The 22,743-nt window shown below is 64.4% G+C and carries 17 protein-coding genes; 10 read left to right on the plus strand and 7 right to left on the minus strand.

The window, feature by feature from the left end; translation table 11 throughout:
• Positions 1–51: 51 nt before the first annotated feature.
• A complete protein-coding gene (locus tag WHZ77_RS01165) occupies positions 52–1,374 on the minus strand; it encodes an ActS/PrrB/RegB family redox-sensitive histidine kinase (RefSeq protein WP_375312018.1) in 1,323 nt (440 codons plus the stop codon).
• 107 nt (positions 1,375–1,481) lie between these two features.
• Here WHZ77_RS01165 and WHZ77_RS01170 point away from each other — a divergent pair, with 107 nt between their 5' ends.
• The 4 genes from WHZ77_RS01170 to WHZ77_RS01185 all read left to right on the plus strand — a co-directional run bounded on the left by WHZ77_RS01170 (position 1,482) and on the right by WHZ77_RS01185 (position 5,850).
• Positions 1,482–2,285, plus strand: a complete 804-nt coding sequence (locus WHZ77_RS01170) for an ABC transporter ATP-binding protein (RefSeq protein WP_375312019.1) — start codon at positions 1,482–1,484, stop codon at positions 2,283–2,285.
• A 238-nt stretch (positions 2,286–2,523) separates the two neighbouring features.
• Positions 2,524–3,342, plus strand: a complete 819-nt coding sequence (locus WHZ77_RS01175) for an ABC transporter permease (protein WP_375312020.1) — start codon at positions 2,524–2,526, stop codon at positions 3,340–3,342.
• A gap of 121 nt (positions 3,343–3,463) precedes the next feature.
• Positions 3,464–4,792: a polyhydroxyalkanoate depolymerase gene (locus WHZ77_RS01180; RefSeq protein ID WP_375312021.1), complete on the plus strand. Its 1,329-nt coding sequence runs from the start codon at positions 3,464–3,466 to the stop codon at positions 4,790–4,792.
• A 218-nt stretch (positions 4,793–5,010) separates the two neighbouring features.
• Positions 5,011–5,850: a M48 family metallopeptidase gene (locus WHZ77_RS01185; protein ID WP_375314871.1), complete on the plus strand. Its 840-nt coding sequence runs from the start codon at positions 5,011–5,013 to the stop codon at positions 5,848–5,850.
• Between the two features lie 342 nt (positions 5,851–6,192).
• Here the strand turns inward: WHZ77_RS01185 and WHZ77_RS01190 are convergent, their stop codons facing one another.
• Positions 6,193–8,400 (minus strand): transglycosylase domain-containing protein, encoded by a 2,208-nt coding sequence (locus WHZ77_RS01190; protein WP_375312022.1) that lies wholly within the window; start codon positions 8,398–8,400, stop codon positions 6,193–6,195.
• Between the two features lie 167 nt (positions 8,401–8,567).
• Here WHZ77_RS01190 and WHZ77_RS01195 point away from each other — a divergent pair, with 167 nt between their 5' ends.
• The gene (locus WHZ77_RS01195) at positions 8,568–8,993 is read left to right on the plus strand and encodes a DUF1330 domain-containing protein (protein ID WP_375312023.1); all 426 of its coding nucleotides are present in this window, start codon (positions 8,568–8,570) and stop codon (positions 8,991–8,993) included.
• Positions 8,994–9,094: 101 nt separating this feature from the next.
• Here WHZ77_RS01195 and WHZ77_RS01200 read toward each other — a convergent pair whose 3' ends face one another.
• The 3 genes from WHZ77_RS01200 to WHZ77_RS01210 all read right to left on the minus strand — a co-directional run bounded on the left by WHZ77_RS01200 (position 9,095) and on the right by WHZ77_RS01210 (position 12,230).
• Positions 9,095–10,321 (minus strand): ABC transporter substrate-binding protein, encoded by a 1,227-nt coding sequence (locus WHZ77_RS01200; protein ID WP_015689327.1) that lies wholly within the window; start codon positions 10,319–10,321, stop codon positions 9,095–9,097.
• 160 nt (positions 10,322–10,481) lie between these two features.
• Positions 10,482–11,723, minus strand: coding sequence for an ABC transporter substrate-binding protein (locus tag WHZ77_RS01205; RefSeq protein WP_375312024.1), 1,242 nt, complete (start codon positions 11,721–11,723; stop codon positions 10,482–10,484).
• 150 nt (positions 11,724–11,873) lie between these two features.
• Positions 11,874–12,230 carry a DUF1304 domain-containing protein gene (locus WHZ77_RS01210; RefSeq protein WP_186355522.1) on the minus strand — a complete coding sequence of 119 codons (357 nt, stop codon included), beginning with the start codon at positions 12,228–12,230 and terminating at the stop codon, positions 11,874–11,876.
• A 100-nt stretch (positions 12,231–12,330) separates the two neighbouring features.
• On the opposite strand from WHZ77_RS01210, the gene WHZ77_RS01215 reads away from it, so the two are divergent.
• Positions 12,331–12,912, plus strand: a complete 582-nt coding sequence (locus tag WHZ77_RS01215; protein ID WP_375312025.1) for a methylated-DNA--[protein]-cysteine S-methyltransferase — start codon at positions 12,331–12,333, stop codon at positions 12,910–12,912.
• 10 nt (positions 12,913–12,922) lie between these two features.
• Here the strand turns inward: WHZ77_RS01215 and WHZ77_RS01220 are convergent, their stop codons facing one another.
• On the minus strand, positions 12,923–15,715 hold the full coding sequence (locus WHZ77_RS01220) for a [protein-PII] uridylyltransferase (RefSeq protein WP_375312026.1): 2,793 nt from the start codon (positions 15,713–15,715) through the stop codon (positions 12,923–12,925).
• Between the two features lie 265 nt (positions 15,716–15,980).
• On the opposite strand from WHZ77_RS01220, the gene WHZ77_RS01225 reads away from it, so the two are divergent.
• Entirely contained in the window at positions 15,981–16,490 is a 510-nt protein-coding gene (locus WHZ77_RS01225; protein ID WP_375312027.1) for an OsmC family protein, read from the plus strand.
• Between the two features lie 174 nt (positions 16,491–16,664).
• Positions 16,665–17,468: a hypothetical protein gene (locus tag WHZ77_RS01230; RefSeq protein WP_375312028.1), complete on the plus strand. Its 804-nt coding sequence runs from the start codon at positions 16,665–16,667 to the stop codon at positions 17,466–17,468.
• 152 nt (positions 17,469–17,620) lie between these two features.
• Here the strand turns inward: WHZ77_RS01230 and mutS are convergent, their stop codons facing one another.
• Positions 17,621–20,359: a DNA mismatch repair protein MutS gene (mutS, locus tag WHZ77_RS01235; RefSeq protein ID WP_375312029.1), complete on the minus strand. Its 2,739-nt coding sequence runs from the start codon at positions 20,357–20,359 to the stop codon at positions 17,621–17,623.
• A 338-nt stretch (positions 20,360–20,697) separates the two neighbouring features.
• On the opposite strand from mutS, the gene pcaF reads away from it, so the two are divergent.
• Both pcaF and pcaH read left to right on the plus strand, forming a co-directional pair.
• A complete protein-coding gene (gene pcaF / locus WHZ77_RS01240; RefSeq protein ID WP_375312030.1) occupies positions 20,698–21,906 on the plus strand; it encodes a 3-oxoadipyl-CoA thiolase in 1,209 nt (402 codons plus the stop codon).
• A gap of 134 nt (positions 21,907–22,040) precedes the next feature.
• Entirely contained in the window at positions 22,041–22,742 is a 702-nt protein-coding gene (pcaH, locus tag WHZ77_RS01245; RefSeq protein WP_015689316.1) for a protocatechuate 3,4-dioxygenase subunit beta, read from the plus strand.
• Position 22,743: the final 1 nt, after the last annotated feature.

Genomic DNA, 22,743 nt, shown 5'->3' on the forward strand with positions numbered 1-22,743 from the left:
CCAAGGCCGCCAATAGTCGATCGGCCCTGCCGTGCGACGCAAGGTCGCGGTCTATCCTATTGTTTCTTCAAGCGTCTCGATAGCCTCAAAACGCTCTCGCGGCCACGTGATCTGGACCACGGCGCCGTGTTCCGGAAAGGTCCGGTTGGTGAACGAGACCTTGGCGCCGGTACGTTCCAGCAAGGTCCGCGCGATGAACACGCCGAGGCCGAGGCCGCGCTGTTCGCCGCCGCCGTCATCCAGGGTGCGCCGCCGCGACAGATAGGGTTCGCCGATCCGGTTCAGGATGTCGGGCGGAATGCCGGGACCATCGTCGGAAATCACGAGCTCGATATTGTCCTTGTTCCACCATGCATTCACCTCGACCGTGGTGCGGGCGAAATCCACCGCGTTCTCAACGATGTTGCCGACGCCGTACAGGATCGCCGGGTTGCGCGAGCCGACCGGCTCGGCGGCCACGGCGACCGCGATCCGCACCTTGATGTCGACGCCGAAATCGCGGTGCGGCGCCACCACCTCCTCGATCAGTTCCGACAGCTTCATGCGGTCGAACGGCGCGCCGGTGGAGGAGAGCTGCGTGATCTTGCTGAGGATCTCGCGGCAGCGCTGGGTCTGTTCGCGCAGGGTTTTCAGGTCGGCGGCGAAGCTCGGATCCTTCACGGTCTTTTCGAGCTCGCGCGAGATCAGGAAGATGGTCGCAAGCGGCGTGCCGAGCTCGTGCGCGGCGGCGGCGGCGAGGCCGTCGAGCTGGGTCAGATGCTGCTCGCGCGTCAGCACCAGCTCGGTCGCGGCCAGCGCGTCGGCGAGCTTGCGCGCCTCCTCGGTGACCTGGAACGAGTAGAGGCTGGTGACGCCGATCGCGAGCACGATCGAGAGCCAGACGCCGAACAGATAGATCGGCGGCAGCACCAGCGGATCGTCGGAATCCCAGGGCAGGGGGAAATGGTAGAAGAACAGCACCGAAGCGCAGGCAACGGCGAGCACGCCAAGCCCGAAGGTGAAGCGGGCCGGCAGCGCGGTGGCCGAGATCAGCACGGGCGCGAGGAACAGGAACGAGAACGGGTTCTGCAGACCGCCGGTGAAGAACAACAGACCGGCCAGCTCGATGATGTTCAGCGCCAGCAGTCCGGCCGCCTGCATCGGCTCCAGCCGTTGCAGCGGATTGGATACGGTTTGGAGTGCCAGGTTGAGCGCCGCCGACAGGGCGATGATGCTGACGCAGGGGACGATCTCGACGTTGAACTCCAGCCCCTGCGCCACGATGAAGATCGCGGCGAGCTGGCCGAGCACCGCGAGCCAGCGCAGCCGCAGGATCGTGTCCAGGCGGATATGCCGCTGCGCGGGGCGAAAGTCGGAGGCGGCAATTTCGGTCATGTCGGCCAATGTGGCGGTGCCTTCTCGGTGACAAACGCGGGGCTCGCGGAACCACCCGGATTACAAGCCTTGCGCTCTCCGCTGCAATAGCAGAAGAACGCCCCAGCATGACCGGGAACGACAAAGCTTCAAGTCCGCCGACTGTCGCGGAGCGCAGCTCCTCTGCGGCAATTGAGGTCGATCACCTCGTCAAGGTCTACAAGCAGACCCGCGCCGTCGACGATATCTCCTTTTCGCTTCCGCGCGGCGGCATCACCGGGCTGCTCGGTGGCAACGGTGCCGGCAAGACCACGACGATCGCGATGATCATGGGCCTGGTGCTGCCGACCTCCGGCCGCGTCCGGGTGCTCGGGCGAGCGATGCCCGAGGAAAGCGCGTCCGTGCTGGGGCGGATGAATTTCGAGAGCCCCTATGTCGACATGCCGATGCGGCTCACGGTACGCCAGAACCTCACCGTGTTCGGCAAGCTCTATGCGGTGAAGAATCTTTCCGACCGCATCGCCGAGCTCGCCGACGAGCTCGACCTCACCGATTTCATCGACCGCGCCAACGGCAAGCTCTCCGCCGGGCAGAAGACCCGTGTCGCGCTGGCCAAGGCGCTGATCAACCACCCGGAGCTGTTGCTGCTGGACGAGCCGACCGCCTCGCTCGACCCTGACACCGCCGATTGGGTGCGGGCGCATATGGAGCGCTATCGCAAGGAGAACAACGCCACCATCCTCCTCGCCTCGCACAACATGCTCGAGGTCGAGCGGCTCTGCGACCGCGTCATCATCATGAAGCGCGGCCGCATCGAGGACGACGACACGCCGGAAGCCATCATGGCCCGCTACAACCGCACCACGCTGGAGGAGGTGTTTCTGGACGTCGCTCGCGGCCGGGGCAACGGCGCGAAGGAGGCGGCGCGATGAGGGGGCTTCTATCTTTCAGTCGTAGCCTCAATGAAGCCTGTCATCCCGGGGCGCGACATCGTCTCGAGCCCGGGATCCATAACCACAGGATCGAATGTGGCGAAGACTTGGAATTACTAGTCTCGTACCGCAATCGCAGCCTGTGGTTATGGGTTCTCAGATGCGCAATTGCGCATCATAGCTCGCGCTGCGCGCGCCCCGGAACGACGAGATCCCATCCGGGCTTCGCGGTGCGGCCATGACCGACATCTCCCTCCACCGTGGCATCTCCGCCCAGCGCATCGGCGCGATGATCCTGCGCTACTGGTATCTGCTGATGTCGTCCTGGCCGCGGCTGCTCGAGCTGCTGTACTGGCCGGCGCTGCAGGTCATCACATGGGGCTTCATCCAGTACTACATTGCCGAGAATTCCAATTTCTTTGCGCGTGCCGGCGGCACGCTGATCGGCGCCGTCATCCTCTGGGACATCCTGTTCCGTGGGCAGCTCGGCTTCTCGATCTCGTTTCTGGAAGAGATGTGGGCGCGCAATCTCGGCAACCTCATGATGAGCCCGCTCAAGCCGATCGAGTTTCTGCTGTCGCTGATGGTGATGAGCCTGATCAGGCTCGCGATCGGCGTCATCCCGATGACGCTGCTCGCGCTGTTCCTGTTTCACTTCAACGTCTACGGCCTCGGCCTGCCGCTGATCGCGTTCTTCTGCAATCTGATCTTCACGAGCTGGTCGGTCGGAATCTTCGTCTCGGGGCTGGTGTTGCGCAACGGCCTTGGTGCCGAGAGCATCGTCTGGACCTTGATGTTCGCGATCATGCCGCTCGCCTGCATCTACTATCCGGTCAGCGTGCTGCCGGTCTGGCTGCAATACGTCGCCTGGGCGCTGCCGCCGACCTACGTGTTCGAGGGGATGCGCGCGCTGCTGATCGAGCAGACCTTCCGGATCGATCTGATGCTGGAGGCGCTAGCCATCAACGCAGGTCTGCTGGTAGCTTCTTTTTGGGCATTCCTTGCCCTTTTGCGCAGCGCCCGGAAGAATGGTTCGCTGCTGTCAGGCGGCGAATAACGTCACTTTATCGTGGATTCAGGCTGGTTTAACCGTCTTCACTACGTAGATGTACGGAACCAAGCATTGACGCAATATTACGCATTCGGCAGTATGCTGCGATGCGAAGAGGGATTTGATCATGCCTATTGGTGAGTTCGGCGGCGCGCCGCCCTTGGCGGCTGAAGGCAGTCCGGTCCTGACGACGCCGATGTACTGGATGTACGAGATGGCGCACGCCTCTCTCAATCCGGCGCGTGCAGTCACTGACGCGACCAAATTCCTGTTTCAGAATCCGTTGAACCCCTGGACGCGCACCGAGGTCGGCAAATCGGTCGCCGCGGCCTGCGAATTGTTCGAGCGCACCACGCGCCGCTACGGCAAGCCGGAATGGGGTCTCGATGACACCGAGGTCAACGGCATCCGCGTTCCCGTGGAGGTCCGCTCGGTCTGGGAAAAGCCGTTCTGCCGCTTGCTCTATTTCGATCGCAAGTTCACCCGTCCGCTGCGCAGCCCGCAGCCGCGCGTGCTGATCGTGGCCCCGATGTCCGGCCACTATGCGACGCTGCTACGTGGCACTGTCGAGGCCTTCCTGCCTGCGCATGAGGTCTATATCACCGATTGGGCCGATGCCCGCATGGTGCCGCTCAGCGAAGGCCGCTTCGATCTCGACGACTACATCGATTACGTCATCGAGATGCTGCACGTTCTCGGCGGCAACACGCATGTGCTGGCGGTGTGCCAGCCCTCCGTGCCCGTCGTCGCCGCCGTCTCGATCATGGAAGCGCGGCGCGATCCCTTCGTGCCGACCTCGATGACGCTGATGGGCGGCCCGATCGACACCCGCCGCAATCCGACCGCAGTGAACAACCTCGCCCAGGAGCGCGGCATCGACTGGTTCCGCAACCACGTCATCACCAAGGTGCCGTTCCCGCATCCGGGCATGATGCGCGACGTCTATCCGGGATTCCTGCAGCTGAACGGCTTCATCAGCATGAATCTCGACCGGCACATGGATGCCCACAAGCAGCTCTTCGCCAATCTGGTGAAGGGCGACGGCGATCTCGTCGACAAGCATCGCGAATTCTACGATGAATATCTCGCCGTGATGGACCTCTCCGCGGAGTATTACCTGCAGACGGTCGACACCGTGTTCGTGAAGCACTCGCTGCCGAAGGGCGAGATGAACCATCGTGGAACCCGCGTCGATCCCTCCAAGGTCACGCGCGTCGCGTTGATGACGGTCGAAGGCGAGAACGACGACATCTCCGGTATTGGTCAGACCGAGGCGACGCACACATTGTGCAGCTCGATCCCCGATCATCGCCGCGTTCATTACGTCCAGAAGGGCGTCGGACATTACGGCGTGTTCAACGGCTCGCGTTTCAAGTCGGAAATCGTGCCGCGGATTCACGACTTCATGGTCTCCGCAGCGAATCCGAGCTCGTTGCAGGCTCTCGCGGCCGAATAACTCCGTTTTTCGGCTTTCCCGTCGAAAATTCGGGTTCTGCCGGAGCCTCCGGCAGAGCGCGGGGCCCACCAGATTCGAGGTATTTAGGTAGCTTTATAGGAGTGAGTCAGGCCTCACCCCTTGGGGGCGCCGCATGCGTCCAGCGGGGGCGAAAAATCGGGGTTCCAACCCCAGTCTGTAGGGTCTCCCGGACGCCAGAACCCCTGTATATTGGGCAAATGATTTGTTTTTGCGCCGAGCGCTTTCCCTGGCGGCGGTTATGGCAGAATCCGGGCGAACTCCTGCTCCCCGGACTGACAGACATGGCCACACGCGCACTCCTTTATCGACGGCCCCACGAACCGAAGGCCCTCGTGATCACCCACGGGTCGCAAATGTTCGCGATTCGGCTGCGCCGGCATCGTCGCGCGCGCCGTTACACGCTTCGAATTCATCCGAGCGATCGCGAGGCGATCCTGACCATCCCGCCGCGCGGCACTCTGGCTGAAGCCAAGGACTTCGCGCAGCGTCACGGCGCATGGATTGCAGCACGTCTCGGCCGCTTGCCGAAGGCCGCGCCGTTCCAGCCTGGCACAGTGATACCGCTTCGCGGCGTTCCTCATCGGATCGTTCATCGCGCCGGCACCCGCGGCACGGTGTGGACCGAGGTGCGCGACAGCGGTGAACGCATTCTGTGCGTCGCCGGCGGCGTCGAACATGCCGACCGTCGCGTCCATGACTTCCTCAAGCGCGAGGCGCGCCACGATCTTCAGCGCTCGGCTGACGCCTATGCCGCCGAACTCGGCGTCAAGGTCAAGCGGCTCTCGATCCGCGACCAGTCCAGCCGCTGGGGTTCCTGCACCTCGGCGGGCTCGCTGTCGTTCTCCTGGCGCCTGATCCTCGCGCCGCCCTTCGTGCTCGACTATCTTGCCGCCCACGAGGTCGCCCATCTCGTCGAGATGAACCATTCCGCGAAGTTCTGGCGCGTTTGCGGAAAGGTGTGCCCGTCGATGGAGCGCGCCAAGAAGTGGCTCGATACGTACGGCAACGATCTGCACCGGTATGGGATCGAGGATTAGGGCGCGCTGCTAGCCCAACACTCTCTGTCATCCCTGCGAAAGCAGGGACCCATAACCACAGGGAGAAGTTTGGCGAAGACCAGTCATTCGGTACTCCCACCCTTCGCTATCGATCGATCGCGCGGTATGGGTCCCGGCGTTCGCCGGGACGACATCGAGAGTGGGACGATGTTGGAGCGTATCGCTCAATTCACGCCACATTTCGCGACGGTCGCGCCGCGCGCGCAATTAGCCCCACCGCATCAAAGCGTTCGCACGCTTCACTCAGCATCACGCGCGCAGCTGTCGTCTACTGTGCATGGGGTTGTTTTCGCAGTTTTGTTGTGAGGCGCTCAGCAATGCCTACCGATTCCCGCCAAACAGCCGGTCCATCAGCCAGCCGTCCAACCCCGCGGCTGCTTCCGGTCGCGCATTCGCGCGCGTCGGCGGCGGGCGGTAACCGCTCGTGCTCGCCGGCGCTGGTGCTGCCGCTGTCGGCGGCGATACTTGGGAGGCGGCCTGCGCGAGGTTCGACAGGCCCCAGCCACCCTGCGAGCCCGGCAGGTTCGCGACCGGCACACCCTCGTGCGCTGTCTTCATGAAGCGCGTCCAGACTTCCACCGGCAGGCCGCCGCCGGTCGCCTTTTTGGTCGGCGAGTTGTCGTCATTGCCGAGCCAGACGCCGGTGACGAGGTTGGCGGTGTAGCCGATGAACCAGGCGTCGCGATAATCCTGGCTGGTGCCGGTCTTGCCGGCAGCGGGCCAGCCGGGGATCTCCGCCTTCTTGGCGGTGCCGCTGATCAAGGTCTCCCGCATCATCGCGTTCATCATGCCGACATAGCGCGGGTCGATCACCGGGTTATGCTCGTCGGGCTGGCGCATGTAGAGCAGCTTGCCGCTGAGCGTCCTGATCCGCGTGACCACATGCGGCGCAGCCAGGAAGCCGCCATTGGCGAACGGGGCATAGGCGCCGACCAGCTCGACCATCGAGACTTCCGAGGTGCCGAGCGCGATCGAGGCGTTGGGCTCGAGCTTCGAGGAGATGCCGAGCCGGTGCGCGGTGCGCACCACGTTCTTCGGCCCGACCTCGAGTCCGAGGCGGATCGCGACCGTGTTGAGCGACATCGCCAGCGCCTGCGTCAGCGTCACCGCGCCGAAATATTCATGGGTGTAGTTCTCAGGCTTCCAGCCCTTGACCTCGATCGGCGCGTCCTGGCGCAAGGTATCCGGCGTCAGCCCCTGCTCGAGCGCAGTCAGGTACACGAACGGTTTGAACGAGGAGCCCGGCTGGCGCCTGGCGGTCACCGCGCGGTTGTATTGGCTGTCGGAATAGTTCCGTCCGCCGACCATGGCGCGGACCGCGCCATCAGGCGTCATCGCCACCAGCGCACCCTGGCTGACGTTGAACTTCACGCTCTTGGCCGCGAGCTCGTCAATGATGGCGGCTTCCGCCACGCCCTGCAGCTTCGGATCGATGGTGGTCTCGACCTTGATGCTCTCGTCGATCTGGCCGACGAGATCGTCCAGCACCTCACCGATCCAGTCCGCGACATAGTTGACCGTGCCGGCACCGGCCGGCTTCACATTGTAGGAGGGATGGCCGATCGAGGCCTGCGCCTGCGCGTCGGTGATAAACTTCGCATCCGCCATTGCCGCGAGCACGATCTTCGCGCGCGCTTCCGCACCTTCCGGATTGCGGTTCGGCGCAAGGCGCGAGGGCGATTTGACGAGGCCGGCCAGCATCGCGGCTTCGGCGACGGTGACGTTCTTCGCCGGCTTGCCGAAATATTTCTGCGCCGCGGCCTCGACGCCGTAGGCGCCCGATCCGAAATAGACGCGATTGAGATAGAGCTCCAGAATCTCGTTCTTGGAGTGCTTGCGCTCCAGCCAGATCGCGAGCTCGGCTTCCTGCAGCTTGCGCTGCATGGTGCGCTCCTGGGTCAGGAACAGGTTTTTCGCGAGCTGCTGTGTCAAGGTCGAGCCGCCCTGCGACACGCCGCGATGGAGCACGTTGGTGACCAGAGCGCGCAGGATGCCGACCGGGTCGATGCCGAAATGCGAATAGAAGCGGCGGTCCTCGATGGCGATGAACGCCTTCGGCAGATACGGCGGCAGGTCCTTCAGCGAGACGTTGGCGCCGGCCATCTCGCCGCGTTGCGCCAGCATGCTGCCGTCCATGCCGACGATCTGGATCGTCGGCGGGCGCTTTGGAATTTCGAGCGACTGGATCGGCGGCAGATGGGCGCCGACATAAACCACGACGCCGATCACGGCGATCGCACCCCACAGACTCAGCACCGCGCCCCAATAGACCATGCGCCCGAGGCCGGCACCGAAGCGCGATTTCGAGCGGCGCTTGGCGCCGCTGCGGCCGGCCGACGCCTTGCGCTCGCGCGGCGGCTCGTCGTCCGGCTCTTCAGCCTTGCGCTTGGCGGATGATTTCGTTGGCTTCTTCGGCTTGTCCTCGGCGTTGGGGATGCGGTCCGCCGCGGTCAGGCGCAGATCGGCGAGCGCAGCAGGCAAGCCGAACAACGGCTCCTTCCGCCCAGCCTTTTTCTTTCCCAACCCCATACGCAAACGCCCGGTCAGCCCGCCCCCGCCGCACGCTAGCGGTCGCTGTTTAAGGCCCGGTTACCCCGACGTTAACGCGCGATTAGGAGGTGCGGCATTCGCCCGCCGCAGTTCCGCTTCCTGGGCCGCAGGGCTAGGATCGCGGATATAAAACAAGAGGGAACCGCATGGGCCACATCGATCCGACCAAGGACGTCTTCGCGCAATTCCGGGACAACAACCGCCCGGGCCCGATCCACATGCTCAACCTGGTGCGGCTGCGCAAGGACGCCGCCTATCCCGACGGCCGCAAGGCCAGCGGCGCGGAAGCCTATGCTGCTTATGGCCGCGAGAGCGGCCCGGTGTTCGAACGCCTCGGCGGCCGCATCGTCTGGCAAGGCAAGTTCGAGCTGATGCTGATCGGCCCGCAGGATGAGCGCTGGGACCATTGCTTCATCGCCGAGTATCCGAGCGTCGGCGCCTTCGTTGAGATGATCCGCGATCCCGCCTACCGCGAAGCGGTGAAGCATCGGCAAGCTGCCGTGGAGGATTCGCGCCTGATGCGGCACGCGGTGCTGCCGGTGGGGAAGAACTTCGGGGAGGTGCCGGAGTAGACGCCGACAATCGTTGATCTCTCTTCCGTCAGGATTGGGCGAAGCTCCAAAAAAATCGGCGGCCGATGGGCCGCCGATCGCATTTCAAGATCAAGCAACAACTAACCCGCCGGACCGGCATCCTCCAGGATCGGGCCGAACAGCTCCCAGCGCTCGCCGTTGAACTTCATCATCTGAAGCTGCTTGTTGACGCGGTAGTCGGTCGGCGAGGTGTTCGCCTTGATGCCGGGCAGCGCGGTGTCGCTGACGACGTCCTTCAGCGACGCCGCCTGTTTCATGACGTTCTCGCGCGTCAGGTCGTCGCCGCACTGCTTCAGCACATGGACCAGGAGCTGCGCCGTGCTGTAGCCGTAGGTGTTGAAGTTCGAGTCCTTGTCGCCGTCCGGATAGTACTTGGCCATGAAGTCGAAATACCTCTTCAGGCCGGCGTCGTCCTTCCAGGTCGGATCGAGCGGTTCCTTGCCGTAGTTGACGCTGATCAGGCCCTTGGCGGCATCGAGGCCAGCGGGCTTCAGTACCGCGCCGACCGAGGTGGCGTTGATGTCGACGATCTGCACTGGATGCCAGCCCATCTCCGCGATCTTCTTGATCGCCTGCGCGGCCTGCTTCGGTGTCGTCGCGCTGAAGAACAAATCGGCGCCGGCGTCCTTGATCTTGAGGACCTGCGAGTCGACGGTCGGATCAGAGACCTCGTAGGACGCTTCGGTCACGATCATCTTGGCGGCCTTGTCGCCGAGGCCGGCCTTGATGCCGTTCAGATAGTCCTTGCCGAGGTCGTCATTCTGATAGAGCACGCCGATCTTGGCGTTCGGATGCTCCTTCAGGATGTACTGGCCGTAGATGCGGCCTTCGACGAAGTAGTTCGGATTGAAGCCCATCGTCCACGGGAAGTTCTTCGGATCGGTGAACCTCGATGCGCCGGTGGCAGCGAACAGCTGCGGCACCTTCTTGGAATTGAGATATTTCTGCACCGCTGCGTTCACGGGCGTGCCGATGATCTGGAAGGTCAGCAGCACCTCGTCGCTCTCGACCAGCTTGCGGATCTGCTCCACGGCTTTCGGCGGCGAATAGGCGTCGTCATACTGGATCAGGTTGATCTTGCGGCCGTTGACGCCGCCCTGGTCGTTGATCATCTTGAAATAGGCGGCCTGGGTCTTGCCGATCGACGAATAGGCCGACGCCGGTCCGGAGAACGGCATGGTCTGTCCGACCTTGATCTCCGTGTCGCTGGCGCCCGGATCGTATTTTTTCTGGGCATTGGCCGCAGAGACCGACAGCGCCAGGGTCAGCGCCGCAGCCGTGGCCGCATGCAGAATTCCGTTCCTCATTCGCAATTTCCTCAGTTTGTTATCGCCGATGGTCTGCCGGGCGCACGGTGCGTCCGATGCCATCGCTGAGGGCGATTGTGGATGAGGCGTTGCTGCAACGCAAGGTGGGAAGGTGCTGGCCGTTCGTAGGGTGGGTTACATAACCCACCCTACGAAGTTGCTAACCCGCCGGGCCATTGTCCTCGATGATCGGTCCAAACAGCTCCCAGCGTTCGCCGTTGAACTTCATCATCTGCATCTGCTTGTTGACGCGGTAGTCGTTCGGCCCGGTGTTGATCTTGATGCCAGGCAGCGCGAAGCTCGGGGTGAAGTCCTTGATGTTGGCGACCTGTTTCATCACGTTCTCACGCGACAGGTCGTCGCCGCACTGTTTCAGAACCTGCGTCAGCAGCTCGGCGACCGAATAGGCGTAGGTATTGACCGTGTTGAGCTTGTCGCCTTCGGGGAAATACTTGTCCATGAAGGCGAAGAACGCTTTCACGCCCGGATCGTCCTTCCATTGCGGATCGCTCGGCTCCTTGCCGTACTGGGTCGAGATGATGCCTTTGGAGATGTCGAGGCCGGCCGGCTTCAGCGTCGCCGAGATCGGGCTCGCATTGATGTCGAGGATGTGCACCGGGTTCCAGCCGAGCTCGGCGACCTTCTTGATGGCCTGCGCCGCGAATTTCGGCGTCGAAGCATCGTAGAAAAGATCGGCCCCCAGCGACTTCAGCTTGACCACCTGCGAGTCCACCGTCGGATCGGTGACCTCGTAGGAGACTTCGCCGACGATCATGCTGGCGGCCTTGTCGCCGAGACCGCTCTTCAGGCCCGCGAGATAGTCGCGGCCCATGTCGTCGTTCTGGTAGAGCACGCCGATCTTGGCGTTCGGATGCTCCTTGAGAATGTACTTGGCATAGATGCGTCCCTCGGACACGTAGTTGGGATTGTAGGCGATGGTCCAGGGATAGTTCTGCGGATCGTTGAATCGCGCCGCGCCGGTCGAGGCCAGCAGCTGCGGGATCTTCTTGCCGTTAAGATATTTCTGCACGGCGGCGTTCGCGGCCGTGCCGATGATCTGGAAGGTGAACAGCACCTCGTCGCCCTCGACGAGCTTGCGCACCTGCTCGACGGTCTTCGGCGGCGAATAGGCGTCGTCATACTGGATCAGATTGATCTTGCGGCCGTTGATGCCGCCCTGATCGTTGATCATCTTGAAGTAAGCCGCCTGGGTCTTGCCGATATTGGCATAGACCGAATAGGCCCCGGAGAACGGCACGGTCTGGCCGATCTTGATCTCGGTGTCGCTGGCTCCGGTGTCGTATTTCTTCTGGGCGAGGGCTGGACTTACGAAGGCTTGGCTGGCGGAGAACACGAAGGCGAGCGCCGCCGTGGCGGCTACGAAGGCTCTGCGATTGCTCATGTTGGGTTGTTCCTCCTGACGGAATTTTCCGGTCGACGGTCTTTTCCCGTTGATTGCCAACGGTCGCCATCGCTGCCGAAGATTGTGGAGGAAGGTGAGGTGCCGCGCAAGGATCGCGGCGCTGCGCTCTAGCGTCTCAGGCAAAGAACCTTAAGCGAGGAACAGGACAACCAGCGCGATCGCCGCCGGCAGGGCCTGTACGATCAGGATGCGCGTGCTGACGGTCGCGGCACCGTAAGCGCCAGCGACGATCACGCAGAGCAGGAAGAATGCCTTGATCTGGAACGCGAAGGCCGGGTTGCCATGCACCAGGCCCCAGATCAGGCCGGCGGCAAGGAAGCCGTTATAGAGGCCCTGATTGGCGGCCAGCACTTTCGTGATCTCGGCTTTCTCCGGCGTATTGCGGAATGTCTTCAAGCCAAGCGGCTTGTCCCAGAGAAACATCTCGAGGATCAGGAAGTAGGCGTGCAGTGCGGCGACCAGCGCCACCAGGATATTGGCGATCAGAACCAAGTTGAGCTCCCCCAAAAAGCGTCAGCTTTCGGGTGGACGTTAACACGGCCGGCATGGCAAGTGCGATGCCGTGTTTCGGTTCAATGGTGTCGCCATGCCCGCTCGGTCAACCAAGACGCCTGTTAGCTTCGGCCTCGATCGCCTGGCGACGCCGATCGGGATCGCGCTGCTCGTCACCGATGCCGAGGGCGCCTTGCGCGCGCTCGATTGGGACGACTACGAGCACCGCATGCGCGAGCTGTTGCGCCTGCACTACGGCTCCGTGGATCTCAGTGATCGGCCTGCGCCGACGGCGATGAAGACTGCGCTGTCCGGCTACTTCGAAGGCGATCTCGGCCAGCTCTCAGCAATAGCGTGGCGCATCGCCGGCACGCCGTTCCAGCAGAAGGTCTGGACCGCGTTGGCGAAAATCCCGGCCGGAACCACCATGAGCTATGGCGCGCTGGCTGCGAGGATCGACATGCCAAAGGCCATTCGCGCCGTCGGCCATGCCAACGGCTCCAACCCGATCAGCGTGGTGCTGCCGTGCCATCGCCTGATTGGTGCGGATGGTTCGCTGGTGAAGTACGGCGGCGGACTTGAACGCAAGCGCTGGCTGCTGCGGCATGAAGGTGTGGAGGTTCAAGTTTCTCCCCGCCGTCATTCCGGGGCGCCGCGTAGCGCGTGCCCGGAATGAAGGAAGGGAATCACGCCGCCGGTGCAGCAACCGCCTTGTCGCCGGCCATGACATGGGTCAGCGCGCTCTTGATCGCGGACTGCCGCGTCGGCGCGTTGATCTGTGCGCCCAAGAGGTCGGTGACGTAGAACACGTCGCGGGCGCGTTCGCCGAAGGTCGCGACGTGGGCCGAGGCGATGTTGAGGTTGAGTTTCGAGATCGCGGTGGTCAGCTCGTAGAGCAGGCCGGGGCGGTCGAGGCCGGACACCTCGATCACGGTGTAGCGGTCGGACCACTGGTTGTTGATGGTCACCTCCGGCTCGACCACGAAAGGCCGCGCCTTGTTGCGCACGGTGCGCCGTGCCACCACTTCAGGCAGGCGCAGCTTGCCTTCCAGCACGTCCTCGATCATCTCGCCGATGCGCGTGGCGCGGCGTCCCTCGTCCTCGTCGCGGTCGTATTCCCGCGAGATCGAGATCGTGTCGAGCGCGCGGCCGTCGGTCGTGGTGTAGATCTGGGCATCGACGATGTTGGCGCCGGCCGACGCGCAGGCGCCCGCGATGATCGACAGCAGCCAGGGATGGTCGGCGGCGAAGATCGTCAGCTCGGTGACGCCGCGCACCTCGTCGAAGCCGACATTGATCGCGAGCTTGTGGCCGGCCTGCTCGCTCGAGCGCACGAAGCGGGCGTGGCGGATCTTGCGCGGCAGCTCGACCTTGAGCCAGTAGGCCGGATAGTGCCGGCCAATATAGGCATCGAGCTCGTCCGCCGGCCATTCGGCGAAGGCCATGCGGAATTCGGCATAGGCGGCCGTGAGCCGCTTGCCGCGATCGACTTCCGAGAAGCCGCCCGTCAGCACCGGCTCGGTCTCGTAGTAGAGCGAGCGTAAAAGCTGCGCCTTCCAGCCGTTCCACACGCCCGGGCCGACGCCGCGAATGTCGGCGGTGGTGAGGATCGTGAGCAGCTTCATCTGCTCGACCGACTGCACCACGGCGGCGAAATTCTCGATCGTCTTGCGGTCGGAGAGGTCGCGCGACTGCGCGACCGTGGACATGGTGAGGTGTTCCTCGATCAGCCAGGCCACGAGCTCGGTGTCGGCCGCGCTGAACCCCAGCCGCGGACACAGCCGGCGTGCCACCTTGGCGCCTGCGATCGAGTGATCCTCGGGCCGACCCTTGGCGATGTCGTGCAGCAGCGTCACGATGTAGATCACCGCGCGGTGCTCGGGCCGGATCTTGCGCATCAGGTCGCTGGCGAGCGCGAACTCATCGAGGCCGCCGCGCTCGATGTCCTGCAGGAAGCCGACGCAGCGGATCAGATGCTCGTCGACCGTGTAGTGATGATACATGTTGAACTGCATCATCGAGACGATCTTGCCGAAGGCGCGGATGAAATGGCCGAGCACGCCGGTCTCGTTCATCCGCCGCAGCACGATCTCCGCGTTGTCGGAGGTCAGGATCTCCATGAACAGCCGGTTGGCTTCGGGATTTTCGCGCATCTGCGCGTTGATCAGGCCGAGCGAGCGCGTCACGTCGCGCATAGCGTCCGGATGGAAGGCAAGGTTGTTCTTCTGCGCCAGGCGGAAGATGCGGATCAGATTGACCGGGTCGTGCTTGAACACGTCGGGCGCGGCGACGTTGATGCGGTTGTTGTCGACGATGAAGTCGTCGCTGTCGGGCACGCGCCGCTTCACCGGGGTCGGGCGCAGCCGCGCCATCATCCGGCTCAGCACCGGCGCGGGCTTGGCCTGCTGGTCCTCGAGCTTGGCGCAGAGAATGGCGGTGAGGTTGCCGACTTCCTTGGCGACCAGGAAGTAGTGCTTCATGAAGCGCTCGACGTCCTGCATGCCGGGATGCGAGGTGTAGCCGAGCCGGACCGCGATTTCGCGCTGCAGATCGAAGGAGAGGCGCTCCTCGGCGCGTCCGGAGTAGAAATGCAGATTGCAGCGCACCGACCAGAGGAAATCGGCGCAGCGGCGGAAGGTGCGATATTCCTGCGCGTCGAACACGCCGCGCTCGACCAGCTCGTTGGTGTCGCGCACGCGATAGACGTACTTCGCGATCCAGAACAGCGTGTGCAGGTCGCGGAGCGCCCCCTTGCCGTCCTTGACGTTGGGCTCGACCAGATAGCGCGACTGGCCGCCGCGGCGGTGCCGCTCCTCGCGTTCGGCGAGCTTTGCGGTGACGAATTCGGACGCCGTGCCCTGCACTACTTCCTTGTCGAAGCGTTCGACCAGCTCGTCATAGAGCGGCTGGTCGCCGGTGAGGAAGCGCGTCTCCAGGATCGCGGTGCGGATCGTCATGTCGCCGCGTGCCTGGCGGATCGATTCGTCGACCGAGCGCGTGGCATGGCCGACCTTCAGCCCCATGTCCCAGAGGCAATAGAGGATGGCTTCGGCGACCTGCTCGCCCCAGGCGGTCTGCTTGTAGGGCAGGATGAACAGCAGATCGATGTCGGACTCGGGAGCCATCAGGCCGCGGCCATAGCCGCCGGTCGCGACCACCGCCATGCGCTCGGCCCCGCTCGGGATCGGCGAGCGATAAAGATGACGCGTTGCCGCCGAATAGAGGATGCGGATGATCTCGTCCTGCACGTGGCACAGCCGCTCGGCACAGTGCCTTCCGTGGCGGTCCTTGAGCAGGATCGCTTGTGCGACGTCCCGCGCCGCGATCAGCTCGGCCTTGAGCAATTGCGCCATGGCCGTGCGAAACGCGTCCTCACGTCCCTGGTGCTTTTCGGCAAGCGCGTCGACCGCAGCGGTGATCCGCGCGGTGTCGAAGCGATCATCAACCCCTGGCTTTTGCTCAGTCGCAATGCTGTCCATGTCTCACCGGATATAAGAGGTGACAGGCGCTGTCACCCGCCATTCTCGGTCAATGGTCGTTCCATGCTTGCCCGAGTCGATCTGCAGCCGGCGGGAGCCCCAGAGAGATCGGAATCGTGCTGCTCGCATCTAAGCATAACTTATTGCAAAACAATAAAAAATCACCGGATAACGCGGGGTGACCGCCGCGCGGTCGCTCGGCGTCGTCGACAATCCCGGCTCAAGCCGGTACTTCGTAGAGACGATTTTTCCGGGAGAGAATACAATGGACGCTGCTGCACTGCGCCAGATGCAGGCCCCGATCAAGGAACGCTACAAGGCCGATCCCAAGACCGCGATGATCACCTTGAAGGCCAAGGGCTCAACGGATAGCGAAGGCATCGCCTGCAAGGTCGAAACCGGCCGCGCCATTGCGATGGCGGGGCTACATCCTGGGACCGGCGGCTCCGGCCTCGAGCTCTGCTCCGGCGACATGCTCCTCGAGGCGCTGGTCGCCTGCGCCGGCGTCACGCTGAAGTCGGTTGCGACCGCGATCGAGGTGCCGCTCAAGACCGGCAACGTCTATGCCGAAGGGGATCTCGATTTCCGCGGCACGCTCGGCGTCGACAAGGAGACCCCGGTCGGTTTCGCCGAGATCCGCCTGCGCTTCGAGGTCGATACCGATGCGCCCCAGGACAAGCTCGATCTGCTGCTGAAGCTCACCGAGCGCTATTGCGTGGTCTATCAGACCATCAAGAACGGCCCGAAGGTTTCGGTGTCGATGCAGCGGATGTGACCTTGCTTACCCTCCCTGGAGGGGGAGGGTCGATCGCGCGCAGCGCGAGCGGGGTGGGGTGATCTCTCCACCCGGCCACCGCATCCGTCGAGAGACTGTCACCCCACCCCGTCTCATATTTCGCTACGCTCCATATGAGCCGACCCTCCCTCCAGGGGAGGGTAAGAAGAAAAAATGTCCCTCGACCTCCACTTCATTCTCTTCCTTCTTCTGCGCATGGCGATCGCGGCGGCGTTCGTCGTGTCGGCGTCTGTCATCACCGAGCGTTCGGGACCGGTGATCGGCGCGCTGGTGGCGACGCTGCCGGTCTCGGCAGGTCCGTCCTACGTCTTCCTCGCGATCGACCATGACGCCGCCTTCATCGCGCAGGGTGCGCTGTCGAGCCTTCCGGTCAACGCGGCGACCATTTTCATGGCTCTCACCTATGTGGTGCTGGCGCAGCGGCACAGCCTCGTGGTGAGCTGCGGAAGCGCATTTGCGGTCTGGATCGCCATTGCCTCGGTCATCCGCATGTTCGACTGGAGCCTGACGGCCGGGCTCGCCGTCAACCTGATCGCGTTCGGCATCTGCATTCCGCTGCTCGCGGGCTATCGCCATGTGAAGATGCCGCTGGTGACGCGCCGCTGGTACGACATTCCGATGCGCGCCGTGCTGGTCGCGACCCTCGTCGCCATCGTCGTCTCGACGTCGAGCTGGGTCGGTCCCCGCATCAGCGGCATCATCGCGCTCTATCCCGTCGTGTTCTCCAGCATGATGATGATCCTGCATCCCCGCATCGGCGGACCGCCGACCGCCGCCGTGCTCGCCAACTCCGCCTGGGGCCTGCTCGGCTTCGGGATGGCGATTGCCGTGGTGCATGTCGGTGCCGAGAACTTCGGCTCCGCGATCGGCCTCAGCCTCGCGCTCGCGACCTGCATCGCATGGAACCTGACGCTATGGTGGAACGGGCGACGAAAGCGGCTGATGGCGGCGGCGTGACTCGTAGGATTGGTTACACCTTCGGCTAATATAACCACCCTACGAGGATGTGAATCTTTCGACTTTCTGCGATTTCGATGTGAGTCAAATCAACGACTTAGCTTGCTCGAAAACGGCATAAATCGAATTGTCTCTCATGCTCTACGGCAGCGTCACTGCTTCGGCAGCTTCGCCTTCAACACATACAGCGCATCCAACGCCTCGCGCGGCGACATCTCGTCGGGATGCAGCGCCTTCACGGCGTCCATCAGCAGTTCGGCCTCGCTCGGCGGCGCGGCTTCGGCGGCGGCGCGCGAGGGCACCGCGAACAGCGGCAGATCGTCGGCGAGGGCGCGGGCGGTCTGGCCGCGGTCCTGGGCCTCCAGCTTTGCCAACACCGATTTCGCGCGCGTGATCACGGCCGGCGGCAGGCCTGCGAGCTTGGCCACCTGGATGCCGTAGGAGCGGTCGGCCGAGCCCGGCAGCACCTCGTGCAGGAACACGACATTGCCCTGCCATTCCTTCACCCGCACGGTCGCGTTGAACATCCGCGGCAGCTTGGCCGAGAGCGCGGTCAGCTCGTGATAATGCGTCGCGAACAGCGTGCGGCAGCGGTTGCTCTCGTGCAGATGTTCGATCGCGGCCCAGGCGATCGAGAGCCCGTCGAAGGTCGCGGTGCCGCGGCCGATCTCGTCGAGGATCACGAGCGCGCGCTCGCCGGCCTGGTTGAGGATCGCGGCGGTCTCGACCATCTCCACCATGAAGGTGGAGCGGCCGCGGGCGAGATCGTCGGCGGCGCCGACGCGCGAGAACAGGCGGTCGATGATGCCGATCCGTGCGCGCGTCGCCGGCACGAAACTGCCGATCTGCGCCAGCAGCGCAATCAGCGCGTTCTGGCGCAGGAAGGTCGACTTGCCGGCCATGTTGGGACCGGTGAGCAGCCAGAGCTGGCCGGACTTTTGCGCAGGTCCAGGCGACAGATCGCAGGCATTGGCGATGAACGGCTCGCCATTGCGCTTCAGGGCTTGCTCCACCACGGGATGGCGGCCGGCCTCGATCGCGAAGCCGAGGGATTCGTCGACCTCCGGCCGCACGTAATTGTCGTCGACCGCGAGCCTGGCCAGCGAGGTCGCGACGTCGAGCAGCGCAAAGGCATGGGCGGCGGCGCGCAGATCGTCGCTGATATCCAGCGCCTTGGCAGAGAGCCGCTCGAAAATCTCGAGTTCGAGTCCGAGCGCGCGGTCGCCCGCATTGGCGATCTTCGCCTCGATCTCGCCGAGCTCCGACGTGGTGAAGCGCACCTGGCCCGCCAGCGTCTGGCGATGGATGAAGGTCGCGTTCAGCGGCGCCGACATCAGCTTGTCGCCGTGCTGCGCGGTCACCTCGACGAAATAGCCGAGCACGTTGTTGTGCCGGATCTTCAGGCCCTTGACGCCGGTGTTGTCGGCGTAGCGCGCCTGCATCGAGGCGACCACGAGACGTGAGGCGTCGCGCAGGCTTCGCGTTTCGTCGAGGGCGGGCTCGTAGCCCTGACGGACGAAGCCGCCGTCGCGCTTGATCAGCGGCAGTTGCTCGTCGAGCGCGCTGGCAAATTCGGATGCAAGCTCCCGCGACGGACGCTGCAGGGCCGCCATCACCGCGGCGATTTCCTGCGGCGGCTGGTCGATCTCGCCGAGCCGCGCCAGCACCTGGTCGGCGGCCGTGATGCCATCGCGCAAGCCGGCGAGGTCGCGCGGGCCGCCGCGGCCGACCGAGAGGCGAGCCAGCGCCCGCGACATGTCGGGGGCGCCGCGCAGGATGCTGCGAATGTCCTCGCGCGCAGCGGAGTCCGCAACGAAGGCGCTGACAGCATCGAGCCGCCGCGCGATCGCCGGCGCGTCGGTCAGCGGCGCCGCCAGCCGCTGCGCCAGCAGGCGCGAGCCGGCCGAGGTGACGGTGCAGTCGATGGCGTCGAGCAGCGAGCCGCGGCGTTCGCCGGCGAGCGTCCGCGTCAGTTCGAGATTGGCGCGTGTCGCCGGATCGATCGCCATGGTCGCGCCGGAAGCCTCGCGCGCCGGCGGGGACAGCGGCGGATGCTTGCCGACCTGGGTGCGGTCGACATAGGTGACGGCGGCGGCCGCGGCGGTTGCTTCCAACCGCGTCAGCTGCGCCAGCCCGTCCATGGTGGCGACCGCGAAATAGTCGCACAGCCGCTTCTCGGCGGTGGCGCCGTCGAAGACGTCGCGGGTCAGCGGCGTCACCGCCGGCAGCTCGCGCAAGGTCTGGCCCAATTCGGTGTCGCTGTAGAGCGCGTCGGTGACGATCGCCTCGTTCGGATTGATGCGCGCCAGCGTTGCCGCAAGCTCGCCGCCCGAACATTCCATCACCGTGAATTCGGCGGTCGAGATGTCGATCCAGGCAAGCCCGAAGCGGTCGCCGCCGGCGGACGAACGGGCGCGGGCGATCGCCAGCAGATAATTGTTGGCGCGCGCGTCGAGCAGCGTGTCCTCGGTCAGCGTGCCCGGCGTGACCAGCCGCACCACGCCGCGGCGCACCACGCTCTTGTTGCCGCGCGCCTTGGCGGCGGCGGGATCCTCGGTCTGCTCGCACACCGCGACCCGATGGCCGGCAGTGATCAGCCGATGCAGATAATCCTCGGAGCGCTCGACCGGCACGCCGCACATCGGGATATCCGCGCCCTGGTGCTTGCCGCGCTTGGTCAGCACGATGCCGAGCGTCCTGGAGGCGATCTCGGCGTCCTCGAAGAACAGCTCGTAGAAATCGCCCATCCGGTAGAACAGCAGCAGGCCCTGATGCGCCGCCTTGATCTCGAGGTACTGTTCCATCATCGGCGTGACGCGCGCGGCGGCTTCCGCTGGCGGTGCTGGCGCTTCGTCGGGGGGCGGTGCAGGGATCGGCTGTTGCATTGTCATGGGCGGCGCAACCTACAAAATTTCGCCTGAGCATCCTATCGGTTTGGCTTGGGAGGGCGGGTTTTCCACGTTGTCTGTGTGGCGCAAGCGACTGCCACTGTTTCCGCTGTCATTCCGGGATGCGCCGTCAGGCGCAGGCCCGGAATCCATAACCCCGGCTCGTGGTTATGGATTCCGGGCTCGCCCTGCGGGCGCCCCGGAATGACGGCCGAGTTTCATAGCCCTCAGCCAAATATGCTGCCCGCGCATCAGTCAATTGACCTGCCGCGGGCGCCCTCCTAAAACTCCGCCGTCATTGAAGAATTCTGGCCGAACCGCGGCATTGAGGGAGAACAACGATGCGTGACGTCTTTATCTGCGATGCCGTGCGGACCCCGATCGGCCGCTTCGGCGGCTCGCTCGCCAAGGTGCGTGCCGACGACCTCGCCGCAGCCCCGATCAAGGCGCTGATGGCAAAACACCCCAATCTCGATTGGGCGCAGGTGGACGAAGTCTTCTTCGGCTGCGCCAACCAGGCCGGCGAGGACAACCGCAACGTCGCGCGCATGGCGCTGCTGCTTGCGGGCCTGCCAGACTCGGTTCCCGGCCAAACCCTGAACCGGCTCTGCGCCTCCGGCCTCGATGCGGTCGGCGCGGCCGGCCGTGCCATCCGTTCCGGCGAGATCGAGCTTGCGATCGCGGGCGGCGTCGAATCCATGACCCGCGCCCCCTTCGTGATGGGCAAGGCGCAGGAAGCTTTTTCGCGCTCCGCCGAAATCTTCGACACGACCATCGGCTGGCGCTTCATCAATCCGCTGCTGAAGGCGCAGTACGGCGTGGATGCGATGCCGGAGACCGGGGAGAACGTCGCCGAGGAATTCCAGGTCTCGCGCGCCGATCAGGACGCCTTCGCCATCCGCTCGCAGCAGCGCGCAGGAGCCGCGATCGCCGCTGGATACTTCGCCGAGGAAATCATCCCGATCACCATTCCCGGCGGCAAGGCAGGCCCTGTTACGGTCGACAAGGACGAGCATCCGCGCCCCGAGACAACGCTGGAGGCTCTCGCCAAGTTGAAGCCGATCGTGCGCAATCCCGGCACGGTGACCGCCGGCAACGCCTCGGGCGTCAATGACGGAGCCGCCGCGATGATCCTCGCCTCGGAAACCGCCGTGAAGAAGCATGGCCTCACGCCGCGCGCCCGCATTCTCGGCCTCGCCTCGGCCGGCGTGCCGCCGCGCATCATGGGCATCGGCCCGGTGCCCGCGACCCGCAAGCTGATGGAGCGGCTCGGCAAGAAGATCAGTGATTTCGACCTGATCGAGCTGAACGAGGCCTTCGCCTCGCAGGGCATCGCCTGCATGCGCCAGCTCGGCGTTGCCGACGATGCCGATTTCGTCAATCCGCATGGCGGCGCCATCGCGCTCGGCCATCCCCTCGGCATGAGCGGCGCCCGCCTCGCGCTCACCGCCGTGCACGGCATGGAAAAGCGCGGCGGCAAGCTCGCGCTCGCCACCATGTGCGTCGGCGTCGGCCAGGGCGTTGCGGTTGCGATCGAGAAGCTGAATTGATGAGGGGCTGCTCTCCCTCTCCGCGCTTGCGGGGAGAGGGAGAGCAAACCCGCTTCCCTGGATTAGTTATATTCTATAATGATTGGCGGAAGCGTTGACCGGCCGGACCGAAATGGCCGGGGAGGAGTTCGCCAATGACATTCATCTATCCCACGGACAGCAACAAGGCGCATCCGCTGCCGCTGTCGCCCGAATACAAGAGCTCGATCAAGCGCGCGCCGAACAAGCCGCTGATCCCGATGCGCCACACGCTGTCGGAGCTGACCGGCCCGGTCTACGGTCACGAGACCGTGCGCGACGGCGACAATGATCTCACCACCCAGCACACCGGCGAGCCGATCGGCGAGCGGATCATCGTTCACGGCCATGTGCGCGACGAGGACGGTCGCGGCGTGCCGAACTCGCTGGTCGAGATCTGGCAGGCCAATTCCTGCGGACGGTACGTCCATGTCCGCGACCAGCACCCGGCGCCGCTCGATCCGAACTTTACGGGCGCGGGTCGCACCGTGAGCGATGCTGCCGGCTACTACCGTTTTGTTACGATCAAGCCGGGCGCCTATCCCTGGGGCAATCATCACAATGCCTGGCGTCCCGCGCACATCCATCTCTCGGTGTTCGGCTATTCCTTCGTCACGCGCCTCGTGACGCAGATGTATTTCCCGAACGACCCGCTGTTCCCGTTCGATCCGATCTTCAACTCGGTGCCGGACGAAAAGGCGCGGGCGCGCATGGTCTCGTCGTTCGACCTGGAGAACACCAAGCCTGAATGGGCGCTGTGCTACCGCTTCGACATCGTGCTGCGCGGCAAGAACGCCACCCCCATGGAGAACCACTAAG

This window comes from Bradyrhizobium sp. A5, assembly GCF_042076515.1.
GTDB lineage: Bacteria > Pseudomonadota > Alphaproteobacteria > Rhizobiales > Xanthobacteraceae > Bradyrhizobium > Bradyrhizobium cosmicum.